The organism is Psychrobacter sp. Sarcosine-3u-12 (assembly GCF_002836005.1).
Classification (GTDB): domain Bacteria; phylum Pseudomonadota; class Gammaproteobacteria; order Pseudomonadales; family Moraxellaceae; genus Psychrobacter; species Psychrobacter okhotskensis.
The window spans coordinates 38,810-63,778 of record NZ_PJBY01000099.1 but is presented as its reverse complement, the minus strand read 5'-3'; the positions used below and the strand labels follow the sequence as shown (position 1 = coordinate 63,778).

The following is a 24,969-nucleotide window of genomic DNA, read 5'->3' as shown; positions in this document are numbered from 1 at the left end:
ATATAAAAAAATTCTTTATACTTAATGTCTACAGTTCTTTAAATTACATACAATAGAAGTCAAATAATTATATTTATATAAATAGCCAATAAGGGATAGTTTCTTGGGTATAAAACAGTGGTTCGTTAAACCAACGCCTAAGCAGTTTTTTTATACAAGTTTAGTTTACGCGATAGTATTTCCAGTGATAGGTGTTTTTATCGCTGACTCTATGGTTTCAGCCTATATGCTTTTCTTTTTAATTTTATCTGCTCTAGTAACGCGAACCTACCTTAAGCCTGTTATTTCGAGTAATGGGTATAATGTTATTACCGGTATCATACCATTTATTATAATTATTACATTTCTCTTTAACTCAAGTATATCTTTTACAAAAATTGCTGAAGATAAAACTAAGCTAGAACAAGTGAGTGGGGTTATTCCAGATGAGCCATTTAACCGTCGAGTAGGTAAGAACACGTCATCATCATTACTAATTAGGGATACAAGGCTACATTGTAAATATTATGACCGTGATAGTTGTAGTCAAGCCTATGGTTATTCTGGACAAACCGCGAATATTCTCTATCAGCCAGGTACCTGGATTGGTAATGTCGTATATGAAATCAGTGTTGATGGCAAGAAGCTATACAGATACGAAGATCAGCTTGCTTATTTTAGGGCAGAGCAGCGTACAGATCGTCGTCAATGGTTTTTAACGTTCCTACTATTTGGTTTTCCTAGTTACTGGTTCTACAAACATGATAAGCGGCTTAGAAAAGCCACGCCTAAAAGGTCTATTGAAGAAGAGCAAACGCTAAAGAAATCTCAAGAATTAGCCGCTAATGAAGCGGGTTGCGCTGGTGCAATTGGAATTATTCTATTTTTGACGGTAGCCATTTGTGCTGCTTTGGCTGGCATAATTCACTTTGCCATTCATAAATTTGGTCTATCAGTGCTATATCTTGGTTTAGCTGGAATATGTTGGTATGTACTGGTTATATTATCGAAACCAAGCTCTGAATTGTAAAAAATGACTAGCTACAAACTCCTAACTACATACCCTTCACAAGGCGCACATTTAATCCACTTTGCCAAGAGTGCCTTATCACTAGCAACATTCACATCTAACGGCAAAAATACCGCACTACCAGAGCCAGTCATTCGTGATGTTCCTAGTGCTTGCTCTTCTAAACGTTGCAAATACTGAAGCGCTTCATCGACAGCAGGGGCAAGGCTGATAACCACGGGCGTAAAGACATTTTGGTAAGGCGCATTTAAATGTTGATCATAGTCATTAGACTGATTTTTAATCGTCTCAATTGACAGTGGCGTAATATCGCGCTGTAATTCAGGATGGGCGAACAGTTTGGCGGTATTCACATGCGCGTTTGGTGTTAGCACTAAATACTGCTGCTCAGGCAAATCAATCGCTGTCAGCTCCTCGCCAATACCCATCGCAATCGCATCTTGCCCAAAGATAAATATGGGTACGTCCGCACCCACTTTTGCACCGATTTCTATAAGCTCCTCACATGTTAAATTCAGCTGCCAAATCTCATTTAATGTTAGTAGAGTTGTCGCGGCATTGGACGAACCACCACCCAAGCCTGCACCCATCGGCAAATGCTTGTCTAGAGTAATTTGCACTGACGCTAGTTGCTTAGGTAGTTTGGTTGATTCTATGGCAAACGCTAGCAATGCGCGTGCGGCTTTAAAAATGAGATTGTCTTCAATGCTGACCGTTATTGCGTCTGCGCCAGTCAATATCAGTAGATGATGACAAAGTTTATTGGCATCTAACCGATTATCAGCCGTAGAAATGACGGCATCCTCTGTGACCGAAAAGTGCAAATAATCGCCCCAATCGAGCAGGCGAAAAACGGTTTGCAAATCATGATAGCCATCAGTACGCTTACCAGTAATGTGCAAAAACAGATTGATTTTTGCTGGGGATAAGCGAGTGATGGTCGTTTTAGCGCTCATATTATTTTGCATCGCCATTTGATTTATGAATGTCTCAATATCTCAATGCTTTAACGATTCTGATGGTCAATCGTCATGACGACTTTATTGCCTTGTGATTGTACGGCACTGATTTTGTTAGGCAGTTTATCATTGCCTTTATACGTAAAGCTGGCATTCCACTCACCATTAACTGAACTGATTAAACGGTTCTGAGCATCAAGCTGTGGTGCGCTATCGGAAGGCGCTGGGCGACCAGATATCCAATACGGCATTTGCGAGATCGGTGCTTGCCAGCCAGTCGCTTTTTTGAGCAAGGTTTCAGGATCAGCAGCAGTTAAGGTTCCGGTCTTTTCACTGACTAAGGTCGCTGATTGACCATTATATTCGATGTTGGTTTTGCCAATGCCTAGCGCGCCAATCAACTCAATCGCAAAGCGGTCGCTTTGTTGTCCCCACGCGTAAAAAGCACTGCCGCCTTGAGCACCGTTAGCATCATTAGCAGGTGTCGTAACGCCAATTTTACCGGTAATATTGAAGCTCTCAAGCTTTTGTGGTTGCTGGACGCTTTGTCCCTGTACGGTACTACTAGGCTGGTTTGTGCCACTGTTAGCTTTTAACGATTGACAGCCAGTCGTCACCAAAATGGCTGCTGTCAAAGCCGTCAATAGACCCAGTTTATTGGCTTGAAAAGGGATTGTTTGTAATACTGACATGATACTTCCTCAAAATTAACAAAGATAATAGCTTAAGCTGAATTTGTTACCCATTTATACGCCGCTGTTAGCTTCTTATAAGTGCCTTGTAGCTTTGATAATTTGTGCTTGAATGACTGGCGTAATGATATAACTGATTATTTATAAAAAATATTGATTGAAGATAATCCAAACCGCTGTTAATACAGCTGTATGCGGTCATTAACATTGTGTTGCCCAAACGAGAAGCGCTGCTGTAGGTCGGCGAGTAAGGCGTCGACTTTGTCATTATCGCCCAGACCTTGATAAGCACGCAGCAACAGCGTTCCTGAGCGTAGAGTCGGTAAGACGTCGTAAGGGGTTTGTAGATAGTCAATCACTTGGCGATAGTCTTCATTGGCCAAGGCATTACTTGCTAGTACGTTGAGCGCTTGCAGATGCAGCTCGTTATCGTAACGCGGATCATCGTAGCGGATTTGGATAATCGCTGTCGCTAGCGCCAAGCCTTGCGCAGAGCTACGCTCGTTGGCCAGCAATAGCTGAGCGTAACTGAGCTGATAAGAGAGGTTGTTAGGATCGAGCGCTTGCAAGTGATTGAGCAAAGTGCGTTTGACCACGTAGTCGTCTTTATCATCTAACAGCTGAGCACGGGCAAACAGTAGCATCTCACTATTAGGGTATTTGCGCGCCGCTCGCGTCAACAAACGCAGCGCTTCATCTGGCTCATTCTGCTGCCACAAAATATCGGCTTGCAGCACATAAGTATCAGGGGCAAAGACGCTGAATTCTTTGCGTAGTTTTTCTAAGGTGGCGATGGCGGCGTCTACGTCATCGTTAAGCAATTCAAAACCCACGACTTTTTTACGCGCCTCTAGCACCAAGTCTTCTTGCATGACGCCATTCAGATAGTACTTGGCTTGCTCAAAGCGTTGTTGGCGCTCGGCACTGATACCAAGGTAATAATAAGCTTGGTCAAGGTAAGCGCGGCTTTTTGCTAACATATTGAGTAGCCGATCGGCACTAGGATATTCTTCGATGTCTAAGCTGACCAATGCGGCCAATAAGGTAATCTCAGCATCATCACTAAAGCGATTGTGCGCCGCTAGTAATAGCTGCCACGCTTGCTCGCTTTGTTTCAGATCCAATAAGTAGCGAATCTCATATAGGTATAAGTTTTTGCTGTCGGGGTTACGCAGGCGCGCTTGGCTGACATAGTTAATCACCGTCTCTGGCGCTTCTATTTTGCGCAATATATCGGCTTTTAGGGTGATAAAAGGCACATAGTCAGGCTGACGCTCCAGCGCGCGATTGATATGGACGATGGCGATCTCAGGTTCGTTGAATTGGTAAAGCAAGCCTGCTTTTAACACCGACAACGAGGCATTTTGTTCACTATCCAGTGGCTGTAGGGCGGCGAGTAATTCACGCTTGTCATCATCAGTGTTGGGATAAATGCCGATAAGAATTTCACTTAAGTCTGCCCTAGGGTCATAACGCAAGATACGATTTAAGGTCTCACCCGCCAATAGATAGTCGTGCGCACGCAAGGCCAAATGCGCCACGTAAAACCATGCTGGTACATGATCGGGGTTTTGGTCTTGCCACGTTTTGGCAAACTGCAAGGAGTCCTCGATACCTTCATTACGCAAAGATAAGCTAAGCGCGCGCTCAAACACTGCGGTCGCATCTTCTTTAAAGGATTGCTGCTTATAAATCGTCACGGCCCGGCGTGTATCGTTGCGATCAGCAGCAAATTCTGCGTCCAAAAGCGCATATAAGCTTGGTTCTGTCAGCGTCGGTTGTGCGGCAATCGTCGGTGCTAAGCTATTTACATTTGCTACGCTGGTTACGGTCGTTGTTGACTCATTCTGTGTTGGCTCATTGGCAAATGTATTATCGACATCATAATCCTTGATAGACCATTCGCGATTAGCCGCATCTGTATTCATCATTGCGGCTGAAGGCTGGTTTACTGAGGATTGACTGTTATGAATATCAGATGGGTCGAGCGGATTGGCCTGAGTGGGTGAGGCTAGGCACAAGCAAATGGCCAACGATAATGTTAGCTTATAACGTTGGCATAGACGTTCAATAATGACGTGTAATAAAGCGCGAAGGCTAGATTGATCGTTATGCACAAGTTGTGATCGAAATGATGACTCAAAAAAAATCATAAATAGCCGTATACACCTATTGTTTACCCATTCATAAGGCAATTTTATCGTGTTGATTTTAAAACAGACATCGGTAGCCAGTACCCATGACCAACATTATAAGATTAGATTGAGGGGATAAACAATAGCGCCCGTGTTACTCAAATAATCGTCTTAAAAGTTTATGAGGTAGTTGATTTGTTACTCATGCGCCCAGATACAGTCAACCAGATACAAGCAAATAGTCATCACAGGTGGGCGAGTATTAAATAAAGCTGGCAATAATGATATAATAAGCGATTTTAGGTTTTCCTTTAAGCGCTGTCTGCTAAAAACTGCCTTTTAACTTACAAAAACTGCTTCTGGCAAACGATACGCATGCTTGACTGGCAGGTGAACGTTATATTTATGGTCTATCAATAATGAGATTAGTGGTCATTGGGGTCAATCACAAAACCGCACCAGTCGCTCTACGAGAGCGCTTGGCGCTCGTGGGCGAAGACGTGACTATTGCCCTTGAGCAATTAGAGGCCTTTACTGATGGCAGCGTGATCGTCTCCACCTGCAACCGCACTGAGATTTATGCCATCGTGCCGCAGACCTTGTTTGTGCCAGCACAGCCAAATGTCGATGATGCCAAGTTATCCTCTTCTGGCAGTGACTCTAGTGGTAAGCCTAACAATATGGCGCTCAACAATACTGTCTCCTCAGCGGCCGTCAGCGCCCATATCATGAAGATTAAAACTTGGCTGGCTAACTTTAAGCAATTGTCGCTTGCAGAGATTGACCCTTATCTTTATGTGCACCGTGATACTCATGCGCTGACTCATTGGCTGCGCGTCGCTGCCGGGCTGGACTCTATGATATTGGGCGAACCGCAGATACTCGGTCAAATTAAGCGCTCTGTACATCTGGCGCAAGATCAAAAAGCCTTGAGCAATCAGCTAGGCTGGATTGTCGATCAGGTGTTTGCTGCTGCCAAACGGGTACGTAATGAGACCAAGGTTGGCGCTCAAGCAGTATCGCTTAGCTTCGCTGCTGCCAAGCTGGTCACGCAGATTTTTGATGACTTGCCCAATCGTACTCTGTTGGTGGTCGCCGCTGGTGAAATGAATCGTCTAGTCGCCACTCATATTGCCGGACTTGGGGTAGGGCGGGTGATTATTTGTAACCGCAATCCTGAGCGTGCTGAGGCTCTAGCGGCTGAACTGCGCAAGCCTGGACGACGTGTGGAAGTCAGAGCTTTGCAAGAGTTGCCGCAAGTGTTGGCGGAAGCCGATATTGTGAGTAGTTGTAGTGGTAGTATGGATTTATTGATTGATAAAACCATGACGTTGCAAGCGCTGAAACGTCGCCGTTATCAGCCAATGCTGATGATAGACTTGGCGGTGCCACGTGATATCGATTCGACCGTGAGCCGTATCGATGATGTGTATCTGTATTCTGTCGATGACTTGCAACATGTCATCGCGGGCAATATTGAACAGCGTCGGCAAGCAGCAGTAGATGCGGAGCTGCTCGTTAGTCAATTGGTCGTTGAAATGGATCGACGCTTTCAAGTGCGCCAAGTCGGCAAAGACATTCAGCAGTATCGCGAGCGTACCCACGACCAAGTGGATAAATTGCTCAATGAATCCATTGCTAAGCTGAACGCTGAAGGTGCTAGCCCTGAAGATATCATCACCGAGCTGTCGAGACGCTTAACTCAAACCTTGACCCATGCGCCATCCAAGCTGATGCGCAAAGCGGCGCGCGAAGGGGACAGTGAATTGTTAGATTTCGTTGTCTCAGGGCTAAAAGATACCAATCGTCGACGTTGATGAGCGCCGCATTTACCAATAAACAGTCAACAGTGCAAGTCATATCATTGCCTAGACGTATCGTTGTCAACCCTCGGTATCAGTGCTAATATCAAGCTCTCATTAATTAAATGGTTTGGATTAAGATACCGTACTGGTGTTCGCTAAGCGTGTGGCTATGAATATATTGGCTTAGTGTTTATAGGCTTTATCAATATTCATTTTTAGCCTATTTAGTCGCTTCCTGGTTTCTTATCCGGTATTAATACCTAGGCTTTATCCATATTTGGATATGGCTGTACTGAGACTTAAGCGCCATCAAATTATCTAACCATAAACTAGGAGCGTTCCATGACTGCATCACGTCAAGATATTGATCCAAATGGCCTATTAGAATATTCAGTGGTTTACACTGACCGCGCCCTTAACCATATGTCCAAGGTCTTTCAACAAGTAATGAACGACTTATCTAGTGAGCTAAAGTCAGTCTATAACGCCGATGCCGTTGCTATCGTGCCGGGTTCTGGCACTTATGGGATGGAAGCTGTCGCGCGTCAATTGGCAAAGGATGAAGATTGTCTGATTATCCGTAATGGCTGGTTTAGCTATCGTTGGACGCAAATCTTAGAAAAAGGCAACATTGCTAAGTCATCGACGGTATTAACCGCTGATCGTACGGAAGATACGGAAGCGCCAAAGCCATTTACACCAGTCGATATCGACGTCGCTGTAGCAAAAATAAAAGAACAAAAACCCGCCATTGTCTTTGCTCCGCACGTCGAAACCTCAGCCGGTATCATTTTACCAGATGACTATATCAAAGCATTGGGCGAAGCCGTCCATAGCGTTGGTGGCTTATTGGTCATCGATTGCATCGCATCAGGTTGTGTATGGCTCGATATGAAAGCCTTGGGCATTGACGTACTTATCAGCGCGCCACAAAAAGGCTGGAGCAGTACCCCTTGTGCTGGTTTGGTGATGCTAAGTGATGCTGCAGTCAAGAAAGTCGAGAGCACAGAATCTGATAGCTTTAGTCTCGATCTTAAGCAATGGTTAAACATCATGCGCGCCTATGAAAATGGTGGTCATGCTTACCATGCAACGATGCCAACCGATGGCCTGCGTCAGTTCCGCGATACTATTAATGAGGCCAAAGAAGTTGGCTTCGACAAACTGTCTGAGGCGCAGTGGGAGCTTGGCAACCGTATTCGTAAAGTACTAGAAGACAAAGGCGTCGAAAGCGTTGCGGCAAAAGGTTTTGAAGCGCCAGGCGTTGTGGTGGCTTACACTGAGCGTGATGACATGCATAAAGGTAGTGCCTTTGCTGAGGCGGGCTTGCAAATCGCTGCTGGCGTACCGCTAAAAGTTGGCGAGCCAGAAAACTTTAAAACCTTCCGTTTGGGTCTATTCGGTTTAGATAAATTGACAGACGTTGATGGTGCGGTACAACGCTTTGAAAGCGCGCTTGATAAAGTATTGGCGAAATAGTACCTATCCAAAAAATATGATTAGCTGCGTAAAACTTACTTAGCCTACTTGGTGTAGTGCTTACGCTTGTTTTACTTACTACTCAAATTTTTGCAAAAGGTATGTTCAACTTAAAAATACTGAGCCTTTATAACAATAGGTTCAGTATTTTTTTACCTTTTTATTATATTTTATAATATAATGTTTTTTTATAAAATGATTTTAAAGTTATTTTGGATGAAAATAAGCTTAGGTAAATATTATGAGCATACAAGTAGACTGGCAAGCATTTACACCGATATCTTTAGTAGGTGGCTTAATGTTGGGAGTGGCGACTGTCATCCTGCTGTTAGGCATTGGCCGTATTGCTGGCATCAGTGGTATTTTTTCAAGCCTCTTAAAGCCCAAGCGCGTCGAGATGTGGCAAGTGCTTTTTATATTTGGTCTCATCGTCTCACCATTGCTATATCAGCTGGCAAGACCACTACCTGATGTCGAAATCAGCACCTCTTTACCCTTATTAATCGGTGCAGGATTGCTGGTCGGCTTCGGTACGCGTTTGGGCTCAGGCTGTACCAGCGGTCATGGAATCTGCGGTAATGCACGCCTGTCACCACGCTCGATGGTAGCAACAGTAACCTTTATGCTCTTTGGTGTTATGACGGTTTATCTTGGTCGGCATGTCTTAGGCATGATTTAAATAGCTCATAGGCGGCACGTTGCTCAGGCGGCGTTAATACTATTTATAAAAGCTGCTTATAACAGCTTGGATTAACATATTAAGTGCGAGACACAATAATGCTAAAAAATATAATTGGATTACTGGCTGGGCTATTATTTGGCTTGGGGCTGCTGATATCAGGCATGACTGATCCTGTGAAAGTCCAAGGATTCTTGGACGTTTTTGGTGCATGGGATATTTCTCTAGCACTGGTGATGGGTGGCGGATTGATAGTGGCAATGGTCGGCGTACAATTCGCTAAGCGCCAAAAGAATAGCTGGATTGGCACCTTAATCGAGATGCCAACTAAAACTGATATTAATAAGAAGTTGCTAGTCGGGGCGATGCTCTTTGGTATCGGCTGGGGCTTGGTGGGTATTTGCCCAGGACCGGGTATCGTGCTACTTGGGACAGGACAATGGCAGGCCTATGTCTTTATCCCAGCGATGATCGTCGGCATGCTAGTTTATCAATGGCTTGAACCTAAGCTTGATTAGTCGTTTGGTTATAGTCAGTCCTAGATAAAATCAGTACCAGTATTATAACGCGCTACTGATATTAATTTTCCTTGCTTGCTGTGCCTATGCAGACAGAGGCTGCGCAAAATTAATACCAGTATCTCTGTGTTCATGTTATGGCGGACCGCCTATAATAATAAGTTTTATGTTTTTAATTAAAGAAAAGAGGGTCAGCCTAATGATTAGACTGACCCTTTTTTATGCATGTTGCTCAAAGCGCAAGTTTCTCAAAAGCTATTATTTAGTACTGGCCGTGACTTTAGGCGTTTCATGTGCCAATGATTTGGCGGCTTGACGCAGCTCAAACTTCTGTACTTTACCCGTGCTGGTTTTTGGAATTTCTGCAAACACGATATATTTAGGGACTTTAAAACCCGCCAAATGCTGTTTGCAATGCTCCATGACGGTATCGCGCTGTAAGGTGCTGCCTTCATGAATTTCGATAAAGGCGACGGGTACTTCGCCCCATTTATCATGCGGCGCGGCGACGACGGCACAGCTTTGGATTTCAGGCATTTTATATAAAACGTTTTCGACTTCGATACTAGAGATGTTCTCACCGCCTGAGATAATGATATCTTTGAGCCTGTCCATGATTTTGATGTAGCCATCAGGATATTTGACGCCCAAATCACCGGTGCGGAACCAACCGTCGGCAAAGGCTTCTTCGGTGGCTTTACGACTTTTTAGGTAGCCTTTCATTACCATATTACCGCGCAGTGCCAGCTCGCCCATCTCTTCGCCATCAGCAGCAACGGATTCAGTGGTGCCTTGTTTAAAGACCTCAAATCCAGTCATCAAATGTGACGTGACCCCTTGACGTGATTTCTTTTGCGCACGGGCCGCGACATCAAGCGTATCCCATTCTTCTTGTTCTGCACAGACGGTGACCGGCCCATATACTTCGGTCAGACCGTAAGTATGAGTAATATCGAAGCCCATCGCTTCCATTTTTGCTAGCATAGTCTCAGATGGCGGCGCACCGGCAACCCAGCCCTTAACCTTATGGGTAATCGCTTGTTGATACTCCGGTTTACCGCCAGCAATCATATTGTGAACGATAGGCGCTGAACAATAATGGCTGACTTGATATTTGGCAATCAGCTGTAAAATCAAATCGGCATTTATCTGACGCAAACAGACATTGACGCCAGCCCGCTCTGCGATAGTCCACGGGAAGCACCAGCCATTACAATGAAATAATGGCAGCGTCCATAGATACATAGGATGCTTAGGCATATCCCAATCTAAGATATTGGAGAGGGCATTCAGTGTCGCACCACGATGATGGTAAACCACACCTTTGGGTTTGCCAGTTGTGCCAGAGGTATAATTGAGGGCAATGGCATCCCATTCGTCTAATGGTTTTTCCCAATTGTCTAAACTGTCGGAGCTGGCAAGTAGCTCGTCATAAGTCATTTGCCCAAAACGCTCAACCTTAATCGCCTCATCGGTTGCATGAATGATGATTAAGTTAGGAAAAGTTTCGTCAATTATCTCAGCATGCTCAGCAAATTCGCTGTCTAAAATTAAGACTTTGGCTTCTGAATGTTGTAAGCAAAAAGTCAGCGCGTTGATATCGAGACGGGTATTGAGTGTGCAAAGCACCCCGCCTGACATCGGCACTCCAAACGCGCACTCAACCATCGCTGGGGTGTTCGGTAGCATAACCGCGACGGTGTCGTTTTTATCAATGCCCAATTTACGCAGACCATCCGCCAGTTGCCTGCAACGATCGTAAGTCTGTTGCCAGCTTTGGGTCAGATTATTATGTTCAAGGTCATCATAGATGATGGCGGTTTTGTCAGGATAAACTTGTGCGCTACGAATGATAAAATCAATAGGGGTAAGTGGTTGATGATTGGCAGCATTTTTGCCAAGACCGGTGTGAAAGTCAGTCATTATGATAGTCCTTTATCGTCGTTCTGGTATGCAGTGAGGCAATATGTATTGAAACTACTGTAGCAGTAACTGTTAATTATAGACAGTCACAAGCAAAAATTCGGCGGGTTTTGTGGCGTTTTTTTAACCATCTACCAGTCAGCTTCTTTCTAAGACAGGTCATTTAGTTCGGTTATTGGCTTAGTGTTCACTGATCAGTCGTTTGTCTGCATAGCTGATAATAATAGCGGTGTGGTACGATAGCGGTAACGCTAAATTCCTAAATTGCAAAGCATCACTATTCTCACGAAGCACTCCCAGCAAATTATTCATAAGGAAAATGACATGACCGCCAGCCGCACTGCCAATACGATTGACACCGCCAGCACCAACGAACACTATCCGCATTTATTTGAGCCGTTAGATTTGGGCTTTACCACGCTTAAAAACCGCATGGTTATGGGCTCGATGCACACAGGGCTTGAAGACCGTTTTTATAATTACGGTAAGCTGGCAGCATACTTCGCAGAGCGTGCCAAAGGCGGCGTGGCGATGATGATTACGGGTGGTATTGCGCCCAATCGCGAAGGCTGGTTGTCGCCTGTTGGTGGCACGATGAACAGTAAAGCTGACGTGATTAATCATCAGCGTGTCACTCGTGCAGCGCATAAACATGACAGCAAAATCATTATGCAAATCTTGCACAGTGGTCGTTATGGCTATCAGCCATTTGTGGTGTCATCAAGCCCGATTAAGTCACCAATCTCGCCATTTAAACCCCGTAAGATGAGCATCAAAAACATCGAGCAAACGGTCGAAGACTATGCTCGCTCTGCAAAATTGGCTAAGCAGGCGGGTTATGATGGTGTTGAAATCATGGGCTCAGAAGGATATTTGCTGAATCAGTTTTTATCGCGTCATGTCAATAAACGAACGGACGAGTATGGCGGTGACATTCAAAATCGTATGAAATTCGCTGTTGATATCGTCAAAGCAGTACGCGCGGCGACTGGTGAAGATTTTATTATCCTGTTTCGTTTGTCAGTCATTGATTTGGTCAAAGACGGCAACGTCATGGATGAAGTTATCATCGTTGCCAAGGCGCTAGAAGAAGCGGGTGTAACCATCATGAATACGGGTATCGGCTGGCATGAAGCCCGTGTACCGACTATCGTAACCAGCGTACCGCGTGCCGCTTTTGTGGACTTTACCGCTGAAATTAAAAAGCATATCACTATTCCGATGATGGCGGCCAACCGTATTAACATGCCCGATACGGCTGAAGAGATTGTCGCCAGTGGTCAGGCGGACATGATTCAAATGGCGCGTCCGTTTTTAGCGGATCCGCATTGGGTCAACAAAGCTAAAGAAGGCCAAGCCGATCGCATCAATACCTGTATCGCCTGTAACCAAGCCTGTCTTGATCATACTTTTGAAAATAAACGCTCAACGTGTTTGGTCAATCCACAAGCCTGCTATGAGACGGAATTGGTTTATAAGAAAACCAAAAAGCCGAAAAAAGTCGCCGTCATCGGTGGTGGTGTTGCTGGTATGTCAGCGGCTCACGTTGCCGCGCTACGTGGGCATGACGTTACCTTATTTGAAGCAAAAGACATCTTAGGCGGGCAGTTTAATTACGCCAAAGTCATCCCTGGTAAAGAAGAATTCTTTGAGACCATTCGCTACTATATCAATGAGCTTGAGCACTTAGGCGTTGAGATTAAACTCAATACCAAAGTCGATAAAGCCATGCTTGAGAAAGCCAAGTTCCATCATGTCATCGTCGCAACTGGTGTTGTTCCTAGAAGCTTAGCAGGTAAGCTGGAAGGTGCTGATTTGCCACAAGTGATGAGCTATGCTGAATTGCTGTCCGGTGAAAAATCAGTTGGCGAGACTGTCGCGGTCATCGGTGCAGGCGGTATTGGCTTTGACGTCAGTGAATATCTGACCGCCAAACATGGTCAGCCATTAGATGAACTTGGTCCTGAATTATTAAAAGATCCAAGCTATCGTCCAAAAGCGCAGTCTATCGAAGAGTGGCGTGAAGAGTGGGGCGTGACTAATGATACCAACTATCAAACTGATGGTGGACTGATTAAGCCTGAAGCCATCAAACCTATCCGCCAAGTCTATCTGATGCAGCGTACCAAAGGTCGCTTGGGTAGTGGTCTGAATAAAACGTCGGGCTGGGTACATCGTGCCCATATCAAATCGCACGGTGTCATCCAAGTATCGGGTGCGCAGTACAATAAAATCACCAATGAAGGTGTTTGGATTACCAATAACCAAGGTCAAACTCAGCTGCTCCGAGTCGATAGCGTCGTAGTCTGTGCCGGTCAAGAGTCTGTCGTTGAGCTGATGCCAAATGTCGGTGATGCACCGGACGCGCAATATCATCTTATCGGTGGTGCAAAGCTTGCCGCTGAATTGGATGCCAAACGTGCGATTCGTGATGGTGCTGAGGTTGCGGCGAGTATTTGAGGGTTTGATTTTTTGTAGTGAATACAGAAACGGCGAGATTAATTATCTTGCCGTTTTTTTTGTTAGATAATATACACTTGCTCAGTATATAGATGATCGCAAAAAGTTATATTTGTCTTTAAATCACTATTTGGGTAAAGGATAAGAGGTATGAGAAAAGAAAACTTTCAATTTGGTGACGTAAATTTTAAATGGGGTGACAAGTTAGCTGACGTTAAGTCTCAACTCCCTGAGAAAGATACGATAACTCTTTCTGATGAGGTAAGTTACATGCCTGAAGTAGTCACCATAAAACTACCTAATTTTTGGACTCTTAATGTTGCTCACTGTCATTTTAGTGCAGTAGATGATGACCGACTGATTGATTCAATATGGATTAATATTCCAGCACAACTGATAAATAGGCAACAAGTTATTAAAAAGCTTATAGCCTATTTAGGACAAGGGTCAGACTATTCCTCCGATAGCCATTACTATAGTGATAATGTAGTAGAACACTGTGAATGGGTATTTGATAATTGTAGGATCAGCGTCAGTATGTATGGTGGCGTAAGAGAGGAAGACGATGAAAGAATTATTGGCTGTTTGTCAATATGGTTGACTGACGTAGGGCTTTTAGATGCCTTATATTCAAAGCCCATAAGAGATATGGAAGCTAAAATGGCGGATCAAATGGTTCTTAGCTCTATTGAGTCCTTCCAGACGAAGCAGGCACAAGATATGCGACGATCAAGGGAAAGAGATATGTTCTCAGATTATCCCGCTGACTTTGTTGTCCGAGCATTTGATGGACTACATAAAGAAGCCCTTTTTCAGACCCCATTAGCGATACGATCAAGCATAACTGAATCTCAAATTTGTACGTGGCAATCTTTAGCAGGAGATTATTATCTGTCGGAATATTGGCAAACGGTAAAACTAGAAAAAGATCTTAACTGTAGTTGGAATAACCTGCTACCCACCAAGTTTGGTGGTGTCTGCTATGTCTCGATAGGAGGTTTAGTGATTACTGACGAGCATAGTAGACCTGAGACTAAAGTATTTATTAAGCATCTCGAAAAGATACTGGAGACTAAAATTAAATGTAGAGAAAGTTATAGCGATTAGCAAGCGTAGGCTGGGTTTTTAACCCCGCGTTTTGACTTAATATTTTTAATTTCAATATAGATAAAGTTTAGCTTATCGTTGCTCCGAAAGTTCGAACAGACAAACTCTTTTGGGAGTTTCCCAAACTTTGTGTAACTGCTTATAATCCACTAACTGGAGAATAAGCAATGACTACTCAATCTGACATTAAAAAACTGGCCGAGCAAATGGCTGGTAGCATGAAAAGCTTCGATGACATCAAAGACTTCCAAAAGCAGCTCATGCAATCCTTTATTGATACTGCCTTAGAGGCTGAGATGGAAGAGCATCTCGGCTACCCTAAACATGAGAAGGCAGACAAGCCCAATAAGCGCAACGGCCACACTAAAAAGACCGTCCGCAGTGACACAGGCGATCTTGAGATATCCACCCCAAGAGACCGCGGTGGCAGCTTTGAGCCTGTGCTGGTCAGTAAGCATCAAACCCGTATCTCAGGTCTTGATGACAAGATCATATTCCTTTACGCCAAGGGTCAAACCACCACCGAGATTGTAGAGAGCATTAAAGAGCTCTACGATGTCGACATTTCAAGCTCTCTTGTCTCAAGAGTCACCGATAACATATTAGAGGACATCACCGCTTGGCAGAACCGGCCGCTGAGCAGTGTTTATCCTATCGTCTATTTGGACTGCATCGTCGTGAAGATACGTCAAGACAAGCAGATCATCAACAAAGCCATTTACTTAGCGCTAGGTGTTGCTCTTAACGGTAAAAAAGAGCTGCTTGGTATGTGGTTATCAGAGAATGAAGGCGCTAAGTTCTGGCTGGGTGTTCTCACTGAACTACAAAACCGCGGGGTGCAAGACATCTTAATCGCTTGTGTTGACGGTCTAAAGGGCTTCCCTGATGCTATCAACACCGTCTATCCAAAGGCACAGGTTCAGCTGTGTATCGTACACATGGTGCGCTATTCAATGAAGTTCGTACCATGGACGGATAAGAAGGCCGTAGCGGCTGATTTAAAGGCCATCTATGGCGCTGATACGCTTGAGATGGCAGAGGCCAATCTTGAGCACTTTGATGAGGTGTGGGGCGAGAAATACCCGCACGTGGTTAAGTCTTGGCGCAATAACTGGGAGGGCTTAACGGTGTTCTTTAATTACCCTAAAGACATCAGAAAAGCCATCTATACCACCAATGCGATAGAGTCGCTAAACAGTGTGATTCGGACAGCGGTGAATAAGCGTAAGGTGTTCCCATCTGATCAGGCAGCATTCAAAGTGGTGTACTTAGCAACTCAGCAGGCATCCAAAAAGTGGTCTATGCCCATTCGTAACTGGACGTCTGCTTTAAATCGCTTTATGATTATGTTTGATGATCGTATTAGTAAGCATTTAATCTAAATGGCAGTTACACAGAATTTGGGATGGTCTCACTCTTTTTACTCACGTTCTAATACAATACCGTCAAAATAACCTCGCATACCACAATGCCGCTCTCTAAATTGATTATCAGGATCTGTTAACACTAACTGCGTTTTGCCTTTATGAGATGCTGGGTATAAATGCAATTCAGTAGCTTCGTTTTGCTGCTCATCACTGATAACCCAGTGATTCTGTGACCATGTTGCCTTACTAACTTCAATCTCACAGGTATGCGCATTGGTAAAAATTAAAACGCCTTCAATTATGGCAAGGTAAGGCTTGTTAGCGACTTTATGAATGGATATAGAGTTTTCAGCTTCTTCGGCATCATCCCAACGCTCAGTATCTGGATTATACATTGAGATTTGAGTAGACTCTGAAAATTTACCAAACGCATTTTTGCTAGGTAAATCGGAACGATTCGGCTTGCTTGAATCACTTTTAGACAAAGCATCATGACTTTTTTCTTCAATATACTCTTTATACTCACGGATAAGACACGATGTATCTTTACAGGTATTACGTTGGAACTTTAGCCATGTTCGTTGCTCATAAATCACCCAATCTTTACTGTCTTTATCATTTGACTCGTTAATGAGATCATTTTTATATTTCTTTGCCATCGCTTCATCAAGCTTGGATAGCTCAGTGCTTTCGCAAATGGTTTTTTCTACCCAAGTAGTCGCTTTTTTACAATCAAAACTTGCTGAATTTGCATAAGTAGATAGTAGACAAACACCTAAAGTGGTAATGATAGCTACGGCTGATTTTTTCATGTTATTCTCATCGTTTAATGCTTAATTTCGAAAATTGATACTATTGTTCTAAAGCTGAATATGAATATAGCATTGTCACTATTAAATAACCTATAAATGCTATGCTAAACCTATCAGCAACACTCAATCGTACTCATCACTCACGCCATAAAAAAGGATTTTATAATGGTAGTGTTAAAGACCCTGTTTAAATGGATCGTTTTGCCTATCGTAGCGCTACTCATTATTATCAGCTTAGGCTTAGTGGTGACAGGCAACGCTTATATTTTTCGTGGCTTACAGCTCACTTATCTGAAAGGTGAAAATACCGCCAATATCGATGATTATATCGATTTTGATAACCGTACTATCCGCGCAAAAGATACTATTGAATGGGACAAAGATGCTAACTTTGGGCAAGTCAAACTTACGCCTACCTTGAAAAATGCTTTGGATACTGACGAAACCGTTGCCTTTGCCATTATCAAAGATGGCAAGCTGCTGTACGAAAATTATTGGCAAGGTTACAGTGCCGACTCGCATACCAACAGCTTCTCGATGGCAAAAACCGTCACCACCATGCTGTATCTCAAAGCCGTGGAAGATGGCTATATATCAAGCGTTGATGAGCCAATTACCAAGTGGCTACCTGAATATGCGGATAACAAGTATGCGCAAAATTGTACCCTCGCAGATTTCTCAGCGATGACTTCGGGCTATGATTGGACGGAAGATTATTACTTTCCTATCAATCCTACAGCCGAATCGTATTATGGTCATGATTTAGTTAAGCAAATGGTCAATCGTGACTTTGTTGAGCCTTGTGTTGACCAGTTTGAATACTCGTCCGGCGATACGCAAATGCTTGGCATAGCTTTGTCGCGTGCTTTAGAGCCGCATGGCTATACCATCTCTAGTTATCTAGAAGAGAAGTTTTGGCAACCACTCGGTATGCAAGGCGACGCTTATTGGTCGCTTGATGGCTCAGAGAGCATCGAAAAAGTATATTGCTGTCTCAATGCCAGCGCTTTAGATTTTGCCAAATTTGGGCAGCTATTATTAAACGGTGGCGAGTGGCAAGGCGAGCAGCTACTCAGTAAAGAACATGTTAAGTTTATGATTACGCCCAATGCCGCAGCATTTGCAGACGGGCAAGCGCAAGTTTACGGTCATTCGGTGTGGACGGATATGGACAGTCCGATTCCGTTTTATGCCATGCTGGGTCATTTAGGTCAGAGAGTATTAGTGCTGCCCGAAGAGAACGTGATTATCGTCAGACTTGGCAAGCAGAAAGGTTTGCCCACACCAATAGAGGGATTTCATTTGGAGCCAGATTTGGGTCAATATGTTACTGAGGTTAAAGTGATTTTAGATGGTTTGGCGGAGTGATGGGGTTGTTGGATGTTTCATCAATTAGTGGTTGTATGAGCTAACAACAACTGGCTCATACAGCCGTCATTATCATTGGCTCATTTTTTCAATATCACCTAATGTGAGACCAGTTTCTTGGGTGCTATAAATAACGATACTTTCATCGTCGATTTTACCATTCATAACCAACCTACCGATACGATTACTGGCTTCTTGATTGCCTTGATCCGCGGCTTTTTTGTACCATTCAAATGCTTCATCATAGTCTTGTGGAACGCCGTAACCATTCTCGTAGAGACCACCAACATTAAGCTGTGCCATATCTGAATCTTGAGCGGCAGCTTTTCTGTACCAACCCAATGCTTTGGTGTAGCTTTGCGGCACGCCTCTACCAAAATAGTACATCGTACCAATATTTCCTTGAGCATCGACAGAAGCACTACTAGGATCTATATTATTAGCTGATAACAAATACCACTTCATGGCCTTTTTATAGTTTTGATCAATACCTTTTCCACTTTCGTACATAATAGCTAGGTCGGTTTGAGCGTGAGAATATCCTTGTATAGCAGCTCGCTGAACCCACTCAAATGCTTTGTGATAATCTTGATCTACACCAATACCTTCGTGATACATAATGCCTATATGATGTTGAGCAGGTGCATAGCCTTGAGTAGCAGCTTCTTGAAACAGTTTAAAAGCTTTGTCATCATCTTCAGGAACTGAGTCGCCCTCGTAGTAGGCTAGCCCAAGTTTGTATATCTCGGTAGGGGTGCTTTGATTAGATAATACAGATATGCTTGATGATTCCGCTGAGCAAGCAGAAGCTAACAAACCACTGAATAGTATTGTAGCCAGTAATAAAGGCTGAATTAAAGGCGTGATTTTCCTTTGATACATTAAAACCTCGTTAGAAAATGCTATTGAACAGGCTGATTTGGACTCACCTGCTCATACGTTTTACCTTCTGTTACAGGTATGCAGTCGACCTCTCTTTGAGATTGAGTCGGCTTGCAGTATGGCATGCTATCTATATATTCAAATACGGTTCCGTAGCGATGTATACCAGCAGGTAAGGGTTTTAAATAAATGTCTCCCAGATCAATTGTCACGGGAGTCTTTGAGTCATTACCCTTAAATTGTGCCATACCATCAATTGCAAACAGACGTCGTTGATAGCCTTGCGTATCAATCATGACACTGGCATCTTTAGCTATAGCTTTAAAATAATCTGCGCCCATCTCATCTGTATCTATCTTTTGCATAGTAGGCAGCTCAAAGCGACCTGTGTCATCAGAGGTGCTTTGAATGTTGTCTGTTAAGTAAACCTTAACATTACTAATGGGCTGGTCAGTTTGCCTGTCAATGAGCTTACCCTTTATAGAAGGCGTCACATAAAGCACTTCAGGCTCTTGTGCAGTACAAGAAGTAGTTACCAAAGCTGTCAGACAAACGATACTAAATAAGCTGACTTTATTAAGCATCTTCATGGTTTACTCCATCTGGTATTGGAATGCAATTTACCTCTTTTTGCGACTCATTAGATTGGCAGTAAGGCATGTCTTCTATGTACTGTTCATATTTATAACTGCTTTCTATTCCTACATTGTTCGGTAACGGTTCTAGATACAATTCACCCATATGAATATATTCAGGCACTTCAGAAATGCTTACTATCTTTACTCTTTGAATACCGAAGTTCGAGTAGGTTTTGCCCTCATAGTTTTTCTTGTTAATCGAAATATCCATCTCACTCAATTCTGCGCTATCAGAGACATCATCACTAGTTGTAATTGCAGGAAGCCTGAAATAACCGTTTTCATCGGTTTGCGTGTAAGTGTTACCTGTATATAAAACATTAGCTTTAGTAATAGGTTGATTAGTATATTTATCTAGTACTTGGCCAGTAATAATAGGCGTTAGATAGTGCGTAGTAGTAGGTTCTGCCTGACAAGAAGTTAATGAAGCTGATAATAAACATAGTCCAGATAATAATTGTATTTTCATACCTAACCTCTACTTACTAATGGGACAACTTTAATCATTGATAACCATAAATCAATGATTCCGCTGAACAAGCAGAAGCTAACAAACCACTGAATAGTATTTTAGCCAGTAATAAAGGCTGAATTAAAGGCGTGATTTTCCTTTGATACATTAAAACCTCGTTAGAAAATGCTATTGAACAGGCTGATTTGGACTCACCTGCTCATACGTTTTACCTTCTGTTACAGGTATGCAGTCGACTTCTCTTTGAGATTGAGTAGGCTTACAATAACCTACAGTCAAGTATTCAGTTTTATACTCAGCTTCTTTACCAGCTGGTACTGGCATCAGGTAAATTTTTCCCATATTGACATATCTTTTTTGACCATCGGCGCTAGTCGTGAAAGCTAATCCTCCATTCGTATATGACTTATATTCATAGCCTTCTTTAAATATTGCAAGACTCGCACCTCGCCTAGACCTACTCTCCTGATAACTTGGTTCGTTGAAAGTATATTCAACTGTAGTAAATGGAACAGTAAATCGACCTTGTTTATCAGTGTAGTCAAGAGCTTGACGATTGATCACAGTTTTGACACCTTCAATAGGCTGATTGGTTTGCTTATCAATGACCTGACCCGTGATCTGCGGAGCAACGTAGACTAGTTTTTTCTGACAACCCAACGTACTGATTGTTAAAAAAAGTAATATTGAGAGATATGAGGTTTTAATATACAAGTGAAGCCTGCTTATCTTATAGGATATTCAAATCTTTCAATAAATCTTAATCTATATCTTTCCTTATCATCCATTCCACCTATTACTACTGTGTATTTGTCGTTAGTCAAATTTGCATATTCGCTTTTTTTCAATCCTAGTAAATCATCATTCATACAGATACTTTCGCCCTCTTCTAATTTATAGTATTTTTGAGAGTTTGGCGATGCTTGCCAAATTTTTTTATTAGATAATGGGTCGTTTCCAAGTACTACATCCACATAAGATAAGTTTATAAACTTTAAATCATCATATTTCTTGGTTGATGTTAAGTATGCGGTTTCAAATTTTGGTAAAAAACACAGGCCTTTTTCATCGGTATTTACTAAACCAATAGCTCCACCAATCGGTGGTCTATGAGAAGGGTTACTTTCGCAGGCAACTAAAGAAAATAGCGCCGCTATAAGGGTTAATGACTGAATTTTACGGTAGTAAATTTGCATTTGAAGAGTCCTTTATGAAATTTGAGAGTATGCTTTTATAAATATCTTGATTTGTTCTATAAAGCATACCTGATTGACTCACAATTCTATCGATATCAGTATCATGAAAGTAAGAATAATAATCCGCAATAATATCGCCTTGCTGTTCCATATTATAGTCGCTCAATGTCTTAGAATTTTCTAACACGTAGTTATAAGGATCACACCCATTCAATTTACACCACGGGTGTAATAGAGCGCCTTTTATCATCACAGAATAGCCCAACTGATGCTGCCAGACATGTACCATCTCATGTATGAATAGATGTCTTAAGCCTGCATCTTGAGGTACTAAATTTGAAAAATCATCTCTATACAAGCCTTTAGGAAAATAAATCTCGCCATTTGGCGTCATTACCGTATCGTCGTTCTGTAATCCAAAAGGTAAGAATTCATCGTTATGAATATAGACATCAGTATAATCAATTGAATTAGCAAAAACTAAACTTGCCATACTGATTTCGCCTGATGTTAAAGCTCGCTTAGTTTGTATTCCAAACTGCTTAGCCGTGTTATCAGGTATAGGCGTTAGAGTATGTGCAAAAATTTTAAAGTCCGACGTACTATTACCTATACTGGGTATTTTTATTTTTATTTGTTCAGCTTGTGACAACTCAATTTTTTCAGTATTTCCATTTTCATCTGTTTTGCCACTTATTGATCCTTGAGCATGCTCAATAATATATTCTAGTGATTTTAGTGGCTGTTTCGTTAATTCATCAATAAGCTGAATAACATCATTATATGTGTCATTACCCATTATCTTATCGAAATACTCTTTAGCCTCTCGCCTTATTACCTCAGCCTGCTCAACTCCCATCACATCAAATCCTGACTCTGCAAATGACTGCTGACTAGCAATCAGTTTAGCGCCGCAGCTGGTGACATCGCCGCCACGTGCGATGGGTGCGCCATCGACGATAAAAGAAGCATCGCCACTAAGAATAGTGGTCACCTTTTTGCATTTCTTGCAGATGACTTTATCGCCTTTACGCGAGACTGGGATACCGTTATGAGTAGTATGCGGTGAGCCGGAGATGACCGTCCCACCATGAGAGGTCTTTGCGCCAACGGTGATATAGGCTGCCATAGTGCTACCTTGCTTAAATGCCCAAAGTTTAGATTCTCATTGAATCTATTATTTGCCTGACATTATAGAGGGCTACAGCGTTAAATATCAAACTTAAGTTTAACTAAAGGTAGGATTTATATAGTGAGATTAGCCTGCGCAAATTATAAAAGCGTTAGAATGATTGACGGTAGCAACAAATTGAGAGTCTTTATTTGTTAATCTAAGGTATTAATAACAAGCAAAAATCTAACCTTCTATCTCATTAGTTAGCCACTTAGAAACATCCTCAATCTGCGCAGCTAACTCAGTATGCGCTCTACCTAATTCACCAAGCTTTGTTTTGATATCGACTTTATTGTATTTAGCGTCAGTCAGCGTGTTTTTTAATAGATCAATCAATTCCACGTTTAGCGCGTCAGAGAAGATAACCACCTCGCGTATCACTGCTTGCTTGACATCAAGGTGCAAGTCAATAATGCCCCAATCAAAGCGCGTCTCAATGTGATGGGTAAATTCAGGCGTTTTACCAAAACGCCAATCCCAATCTGCCATTTGCTGATAGTATTTGTTCAGGTTAGGTTGCTTGGCGAGACTGGCTTCATCCAATTCTTCTACTGGCGCAGTGTCGCCATAATCAGTGTCACGATAGTATTCGCAAAACGCCTCGATAATCGCCTCGGATAAAGTCTCGTGATTGATGTCTGCATTAAACTCAACCAAGTTGGCGACACGCGCACGCACGGACTTGATGCCTTTGGCTTTGAGCTTAAGGGGATGCGGATTGAGATAATCGCCCAGCTTTTGCATATTGGCATTGACCAGTAATGTGCCATGATGAAAGCTGCGATCGGCGGCGTGTTTGAAGGCGCTGCCTGATATTTTTCGATCGCCCACTTGCATATCATTACGACCAGATAGCGTGGCGTCTATTCCCAGTTTTTTTAGTGCGTTGATGATAATGGTAAAATTAGCCGTTTGGTCATACGTGTGCTTGGGCGACAAAAAAGTAAAGTTGGTGTTGCCCAAATCATGAAATACCGCGCCGCCGCCACTTTGACGCCGCGCCAAAAACACCTCGTCTGCTTCCATTTTATCGATTTTGCATTCTACCCATGGGTTTTGTGAGCGCCCAATGACCACGGTTTCGCTATTGCGCCATAAGAATAGCGTGTGCGAGTCGGGATTGAGGGTATTAAATATCCAGTCCTCAGTGGCAAGATTGAACCAAGGATTGGTCACCGCAGACTTTAAGATGCGCAATTTCATGTTTGTCCTTTTTTAAGGTATGAGTTTAAGAGTTTTAAAATTAACAACTATTTTATGCGAGTTAAAATAACAAAAAAAGTTGGCAAAAAAATCTATAACTTTTACTGACTTTATGGAGTGACTAGGTATAATGCTACCTAACATAAGTTTGAGCGATTTTATATTGGATTAATGCCTACTAAAATGGTTTTTTATAACGTAGTAGAATCGCCCATAAAACACTCATTATTAAAATAGTGACACTCAAAAATGAATAGTACACCAAGGAAAGTCAAGTTCTCTACTATCATGAGCCTTCTAAAAAAGAAGCCAATTGCACTGTTTTTTGGATTACTATTTTCTTTTTTTGCCTTGCTGATGTTCGTTATTTTTACCCTGATATTCTCTTTTACGGGTAATGACAGTCCAAAAATAGACTATGAGTTAATCGACTCTCAAGGTATAGAAACGAGCGCTGAAGTCACTGATATTCAGGTCGAAAGCAACGTAACCATAAACGATGTTCATCCGACAATCATCTCATACCAGTACCTCAAAAATAATGAGGCAGTTAGGTCTAAATACAAAGTTCTGGAAGGTGAAAGAATCGAAGGGCTCCAAGTTGGCGATAATCTCGCTATTAAAGAACTAAATGGTCAATCAATCATACAGAATTTACAGCCTTACCGCTTTCCAGTGGCGCTACTTTTTCTGATACCTATACCGTTTATGCTATTTGGCCTGCCATTTTTAATTTATTTATTTATTAGTACCAGAAAAGAGCTAAAGCTATACAAGTACGGGCAAGTCGCTACGGCGCGTATCGTTTCTATGATGCCAAAATATGCCATTCCTATTATCAATTTTGGACAAGGCGTCATCGTGCATTATGAATATGAAACGAGAAGTGGCAATAAAGTGATAGGGGAATCGTTAACCACAGATTTCTCAATTATAAGTGATAAAAGAACAGGGGATGATATTCCGATCTTTGTAGCGGCGAACAATGAATATCAATCATGCGTCATTCCCAAGCTAGAATCGCTTCGCAATAACTGGGGTATTCATTTTGAATAAGAGTGTTCTTCATAAACCTCTCCTTTATTATGCAA

22 protein-coding genes are annotated in these 24,969 nt (G+C 42.6%); 10 read left to right on the top strand and 12 right to left on the bottom strand.

All coding sequences use genetic code 11. The features are described from left to right. Window positions 1-103: 103 nt before the first annotated feature. Window positions 104-1,009: a hypothetical protein gene (locus CXF65_RS08030; RefSeq protein ID WP_025651872.1), complete on the top strand. Its 906-nt coding sequence runs from the start codon at window positions 104-106 to the stop codon at window positions 1,007-1,009. Window positions 1,010-1,020: 11 nt separating this feature from the next. Here the strand turns inward: CXF65_RS08030 and ispE are convergent, their stop codons facing one another. The 3 genes from ispE to CXF65_RS08015 all read right to left on the bottom strand — a co-directional run bounded on the left by ispE (window position 1,021) and on the right by CXF65_RS08015 (window position 4,777). Next, a complete protein-coding gene (gene ispE, locus CXF65_RS08025; protein ID WP_227523229.1) occupies window positions 1,021-1,965 on the bottom strand; it encodes a 4-(cytidine 5'-diphospho)-2-C-methyl-D-erythritol kinase in 945 nt (314 codons plus the stop codon). Between the two features lie 50 nt (window positions 1,966-2,015). Then, window positions 2,016-2,660: a lipoprotein insertase outer membrane protein LolB gene (gene lolB, locus CXF65_RS08020; protein ID WP_101211672.1), complete on the bottom strand. Its 645-nt coding sequence runs from the start codon at window positions 2,658-2,660 to the stop codon at window positions 2,016-2,018. A gap of 179 nt (window positions 2,661-2,839) precedes the next feature. Next, window positions 2,840-4,777, bottom strand: a complete 1,938-nt coding sequence (locus CXF65_RS08015) for a tetratricopeptide repeat protein (RefSeq protein ID WP_227523228.1) — start codon at window positions 4,775-4,777, stop codon at window positions 2,840-2,842. 437 nt (window positions 4,778-5,214) lie between these two features. Between CXF65_RS08015 and hemA the strand changes: the two genes are divergently transcribed. The 4 genes from hemA (at window position 5,215) to CXF65_RS07995 (ending at window position 9,276) form a co-directional block, all read left to right on the top strand. Next, window positions 5,215-6,612 carry a glutamyl-tRNA reductase gene (hemA, locus tag CXF65_RS08010; protein ID WP_025651876.1) on the top strand — a complete coding sequence of 466 codons (1,398 nt, stop codon included), beginning with the start codon at window positions 5,215-5,217 and terminating at the stop codon, window positions 6,610-6,612. Window positions 6,613-6,942: 330 nt separating this feature from the next. After that, entirely contained in the window at window positions 6,943-8,079 is a 1,137-nt protein-coding gene (locus CXF65_RS08005) for an aminotransferase class V-fold PLP-dependent enzyme (RefSeq protein ID WP_101211670.1), read from the top strand. A 241-nt stretch (window positions 8,080-8,320) separates the two neighbouring features. Further along, window positions 8,321-8,758, top strand: coding sequence for a YeeE/YedE family protein (locus tag CXF65_RS08000; protein WP_101211669.1), 438 nt, complete (start codon window positions 8,321-8,323; stop codon window positions 8,756-8,758). 98 nt (window positions 8,759-8,856) lie between these two features. After that, window positions 8,857-9,276 (top strand): DUF6691 family protein, encoded by a 420-nt coding sequence (locus CXF65_RS07995; RefSeq protein WP_173239534.1) that lies wholly within the window; start codon window positions 8,857-8,859, stop codon window positions 9,274-9,276. Between the two features lie 258 nt (window positions 9,277-9,534). On the opposite strand, the gene CXF65_RS07990 is transcribed toward CXF65_RS07995, so the two are convergent. Continuing rightward, window positions 9,535-11,199, bottom strand: coding sequence for an AMP-binding protein (locus CXF65_RS07990; protein ID WP_101211668.1), 1,665 nt, complete (start codon window positions 11,197-11,199; stop codon window positions 9,535-9,537). Window positions 11,200-11,523: 324 nt separating this feature from the next. On the opposite strand from CXF65_RS07990, the gene CXF65_RS07985 reads away from it, so the two are divergent. From CXF65_RS07985 to CXF65_RS07975, 3 genes are all read left to right on the top strand, one after another. Further along, window positions 11,524-13,659 carry an NADPH-dependent 2,4-dienoyl-CoA reductase gene (locus CXF65_RS07985; protein WP_101211667.1) on the top strand — a complete coding sequence of 712 codons (2,136 nt, stop codon included), beginning with the start codon at window positions 11,524-11,526 and terminating at the stop codon, window positions 13,657-13,659. 150 nt (window positions 13,660-13,809) lie between these two features. Further along, window positions 13,810-14,766, top strand: a complete 957-nt coding sequence (locus CXF65_RS07980; RefSeq protein ID WP_101211666.1) for a hypothetical protein — start codon at window positions 13,810-13,812, stop codon at window positions 14,764-14,766. 167 nt (window positions 14,767-14,933) lie between these two features. Beyond that, a complete protein-coding gene (locus CXF65_RS07975; RefSeq protein ID WP_101211665.1) occupies window positions 14,934-16,148 on the top strand; it encodes an IS256 family transposase in 1,215 nt (404 codons plus the stop codon). Window positions 16,149-16,186: 38 nt separating this feature from the next. Here the strand turns inward: CXF65_RS07975 and CXF65_RS07970 are convergent, their stop codons facing one another. After that, entirely contained in the window at window positions 16,187-16,945 is a 759-nt protein-coding gene (locus CXF65_RS07970; RefSeq protein ID WP_101211664.1) for a lysozyme inhibitor LprI family protein, read from the bottom strand. 165 nt (window positions 16,946-17,110) lie between these two features. On the opposite strand from CXF65_RS07970, the gene CXF65_RS07965 reads away from it, so the two are divergent. Continuing rightward, entirely contained in the window at window positions 17,111-18,313 is a 1,203-nt protein-coding gene (locus CXF65_RS07965) for a serine hydrolase domain-containing protein (protein ID WP_101211663.1), read from the top strand. 72 nt (window positions 18,314-18,385) lie between these two features. On the opposite strand, the gene CXF65_RS07960 is transcribed toward CXF65_RS07965, so the two are convergent. The 7 genes from CXF65_RS07960 to CXF65_RS07930 all read right to left on the bottom strand — a co-directional run bounded on the left by CXF65_RS07960 (window position 18,386) and on the right by CXF65_RS07930 (window position 23,878). Further along, on the bottom strand, window positions 18,386-19,195 hold the full coding sequence (locus tag CXF65_RS07960) for a tetratricopeptide repeat protein (protein ID WP_101211662.1): 810 nt from the start codon (window positions 19,193-19,195) through the stop codon (window positions 18,386-18,388). Window positions 19,196-19,215: 20 nt separating this feature from the next. Continuing rightward, window positions 19,216-19,785 carry a hypothetical protein gene (locus CXF65_RS07955; protein WP_101211661.1) on the bottom strand — a complete coding sequence of 190 codons (570 nt, stop codon included), beginning with the start codon at window positions 19,783-19,785 and terminating at the stop codon, window positions 19,216-19,218. Next, complete coding sequence (locus CXF65_RS07950) at window positions 19,772-20,302, bottom strand: hypothetical protein (RefSeq protein WP_101211660.1); 531 nt, start codon at window positions 20,300-20,302, stop codon at window positions 19,772-19,774. Before CXF65_RS07950 ends, CXF65_RS07955 begins: the two co-directional genes overlap by 14 nt. Window positions 20,303-20,473: 171 nt before the next feature. Continuing rightward, entirely contained in the window at window positions 20,474-21,019 is a 546-nt protein-coding gene (locus CXF65_RS07945) for a hypothetical protein (RefSeq protein WP_025651888.1), read from the bottom strand. Window positions 21,020-21,030: 11 nt separating this feature from the next. Next, window positions 21,031-21,501 (bottom strand): hypothetical protein, encoded by a 471-nt coding sequence (locus CXF65_RS07940; RefSeq protein WP_025651889.1) that lies wholly within the window; start codon window positions 21,499-21,501, stop codon window positions 21,031-21,033. Beyond that, complete coding sequence (locus tag CXF65_RS07935) at window positions 21,482-22,630, bottom strand: PAAR domain-containing protein (RefSeq protein ID WP_101211659.1); 1,149 nt, start codon at window positions 22,628-22,630, stop codon at window positions 21,482-21,484. The genes CXF65_RS07940 and CXF65_RS07935 overlap by 20 nt, the downstream gene beginning before the upstream one ends. Before the next feature lie 228 nt (window positions 22,631-22,858). Continuing rightward, window positions 22,859-23,878 (bottom strand): lipoate--protein ligase, encoded by a 1,020-nt coding sequence (locus CXF65_RS07930; protein ID WP_101211658.1) that lies wholly within the window; start codon window positions 23,876-23,878, stop codon window positions 22,859-22,861. A gap of 249 nt (window positions 23,879-24,127) precedes the next feature. On the opposite strand from CXF65_RS07930, the gene CXF65_RS07925 reads away from it, so the two are divergent. After that, window positions 24,128-24,934: a DUF3592 domain-containing protein gene (locus tag CXF65_RS07925; protein WP_157824065.1), complete on the top strand. Its 807-nt coding sequence runs from the start codon at window positions 24,128-24,130 to the stop codon at window positions 24,932-24,934. Window positions 24,935-24,969: the final 35 nt, after the last annotated feature.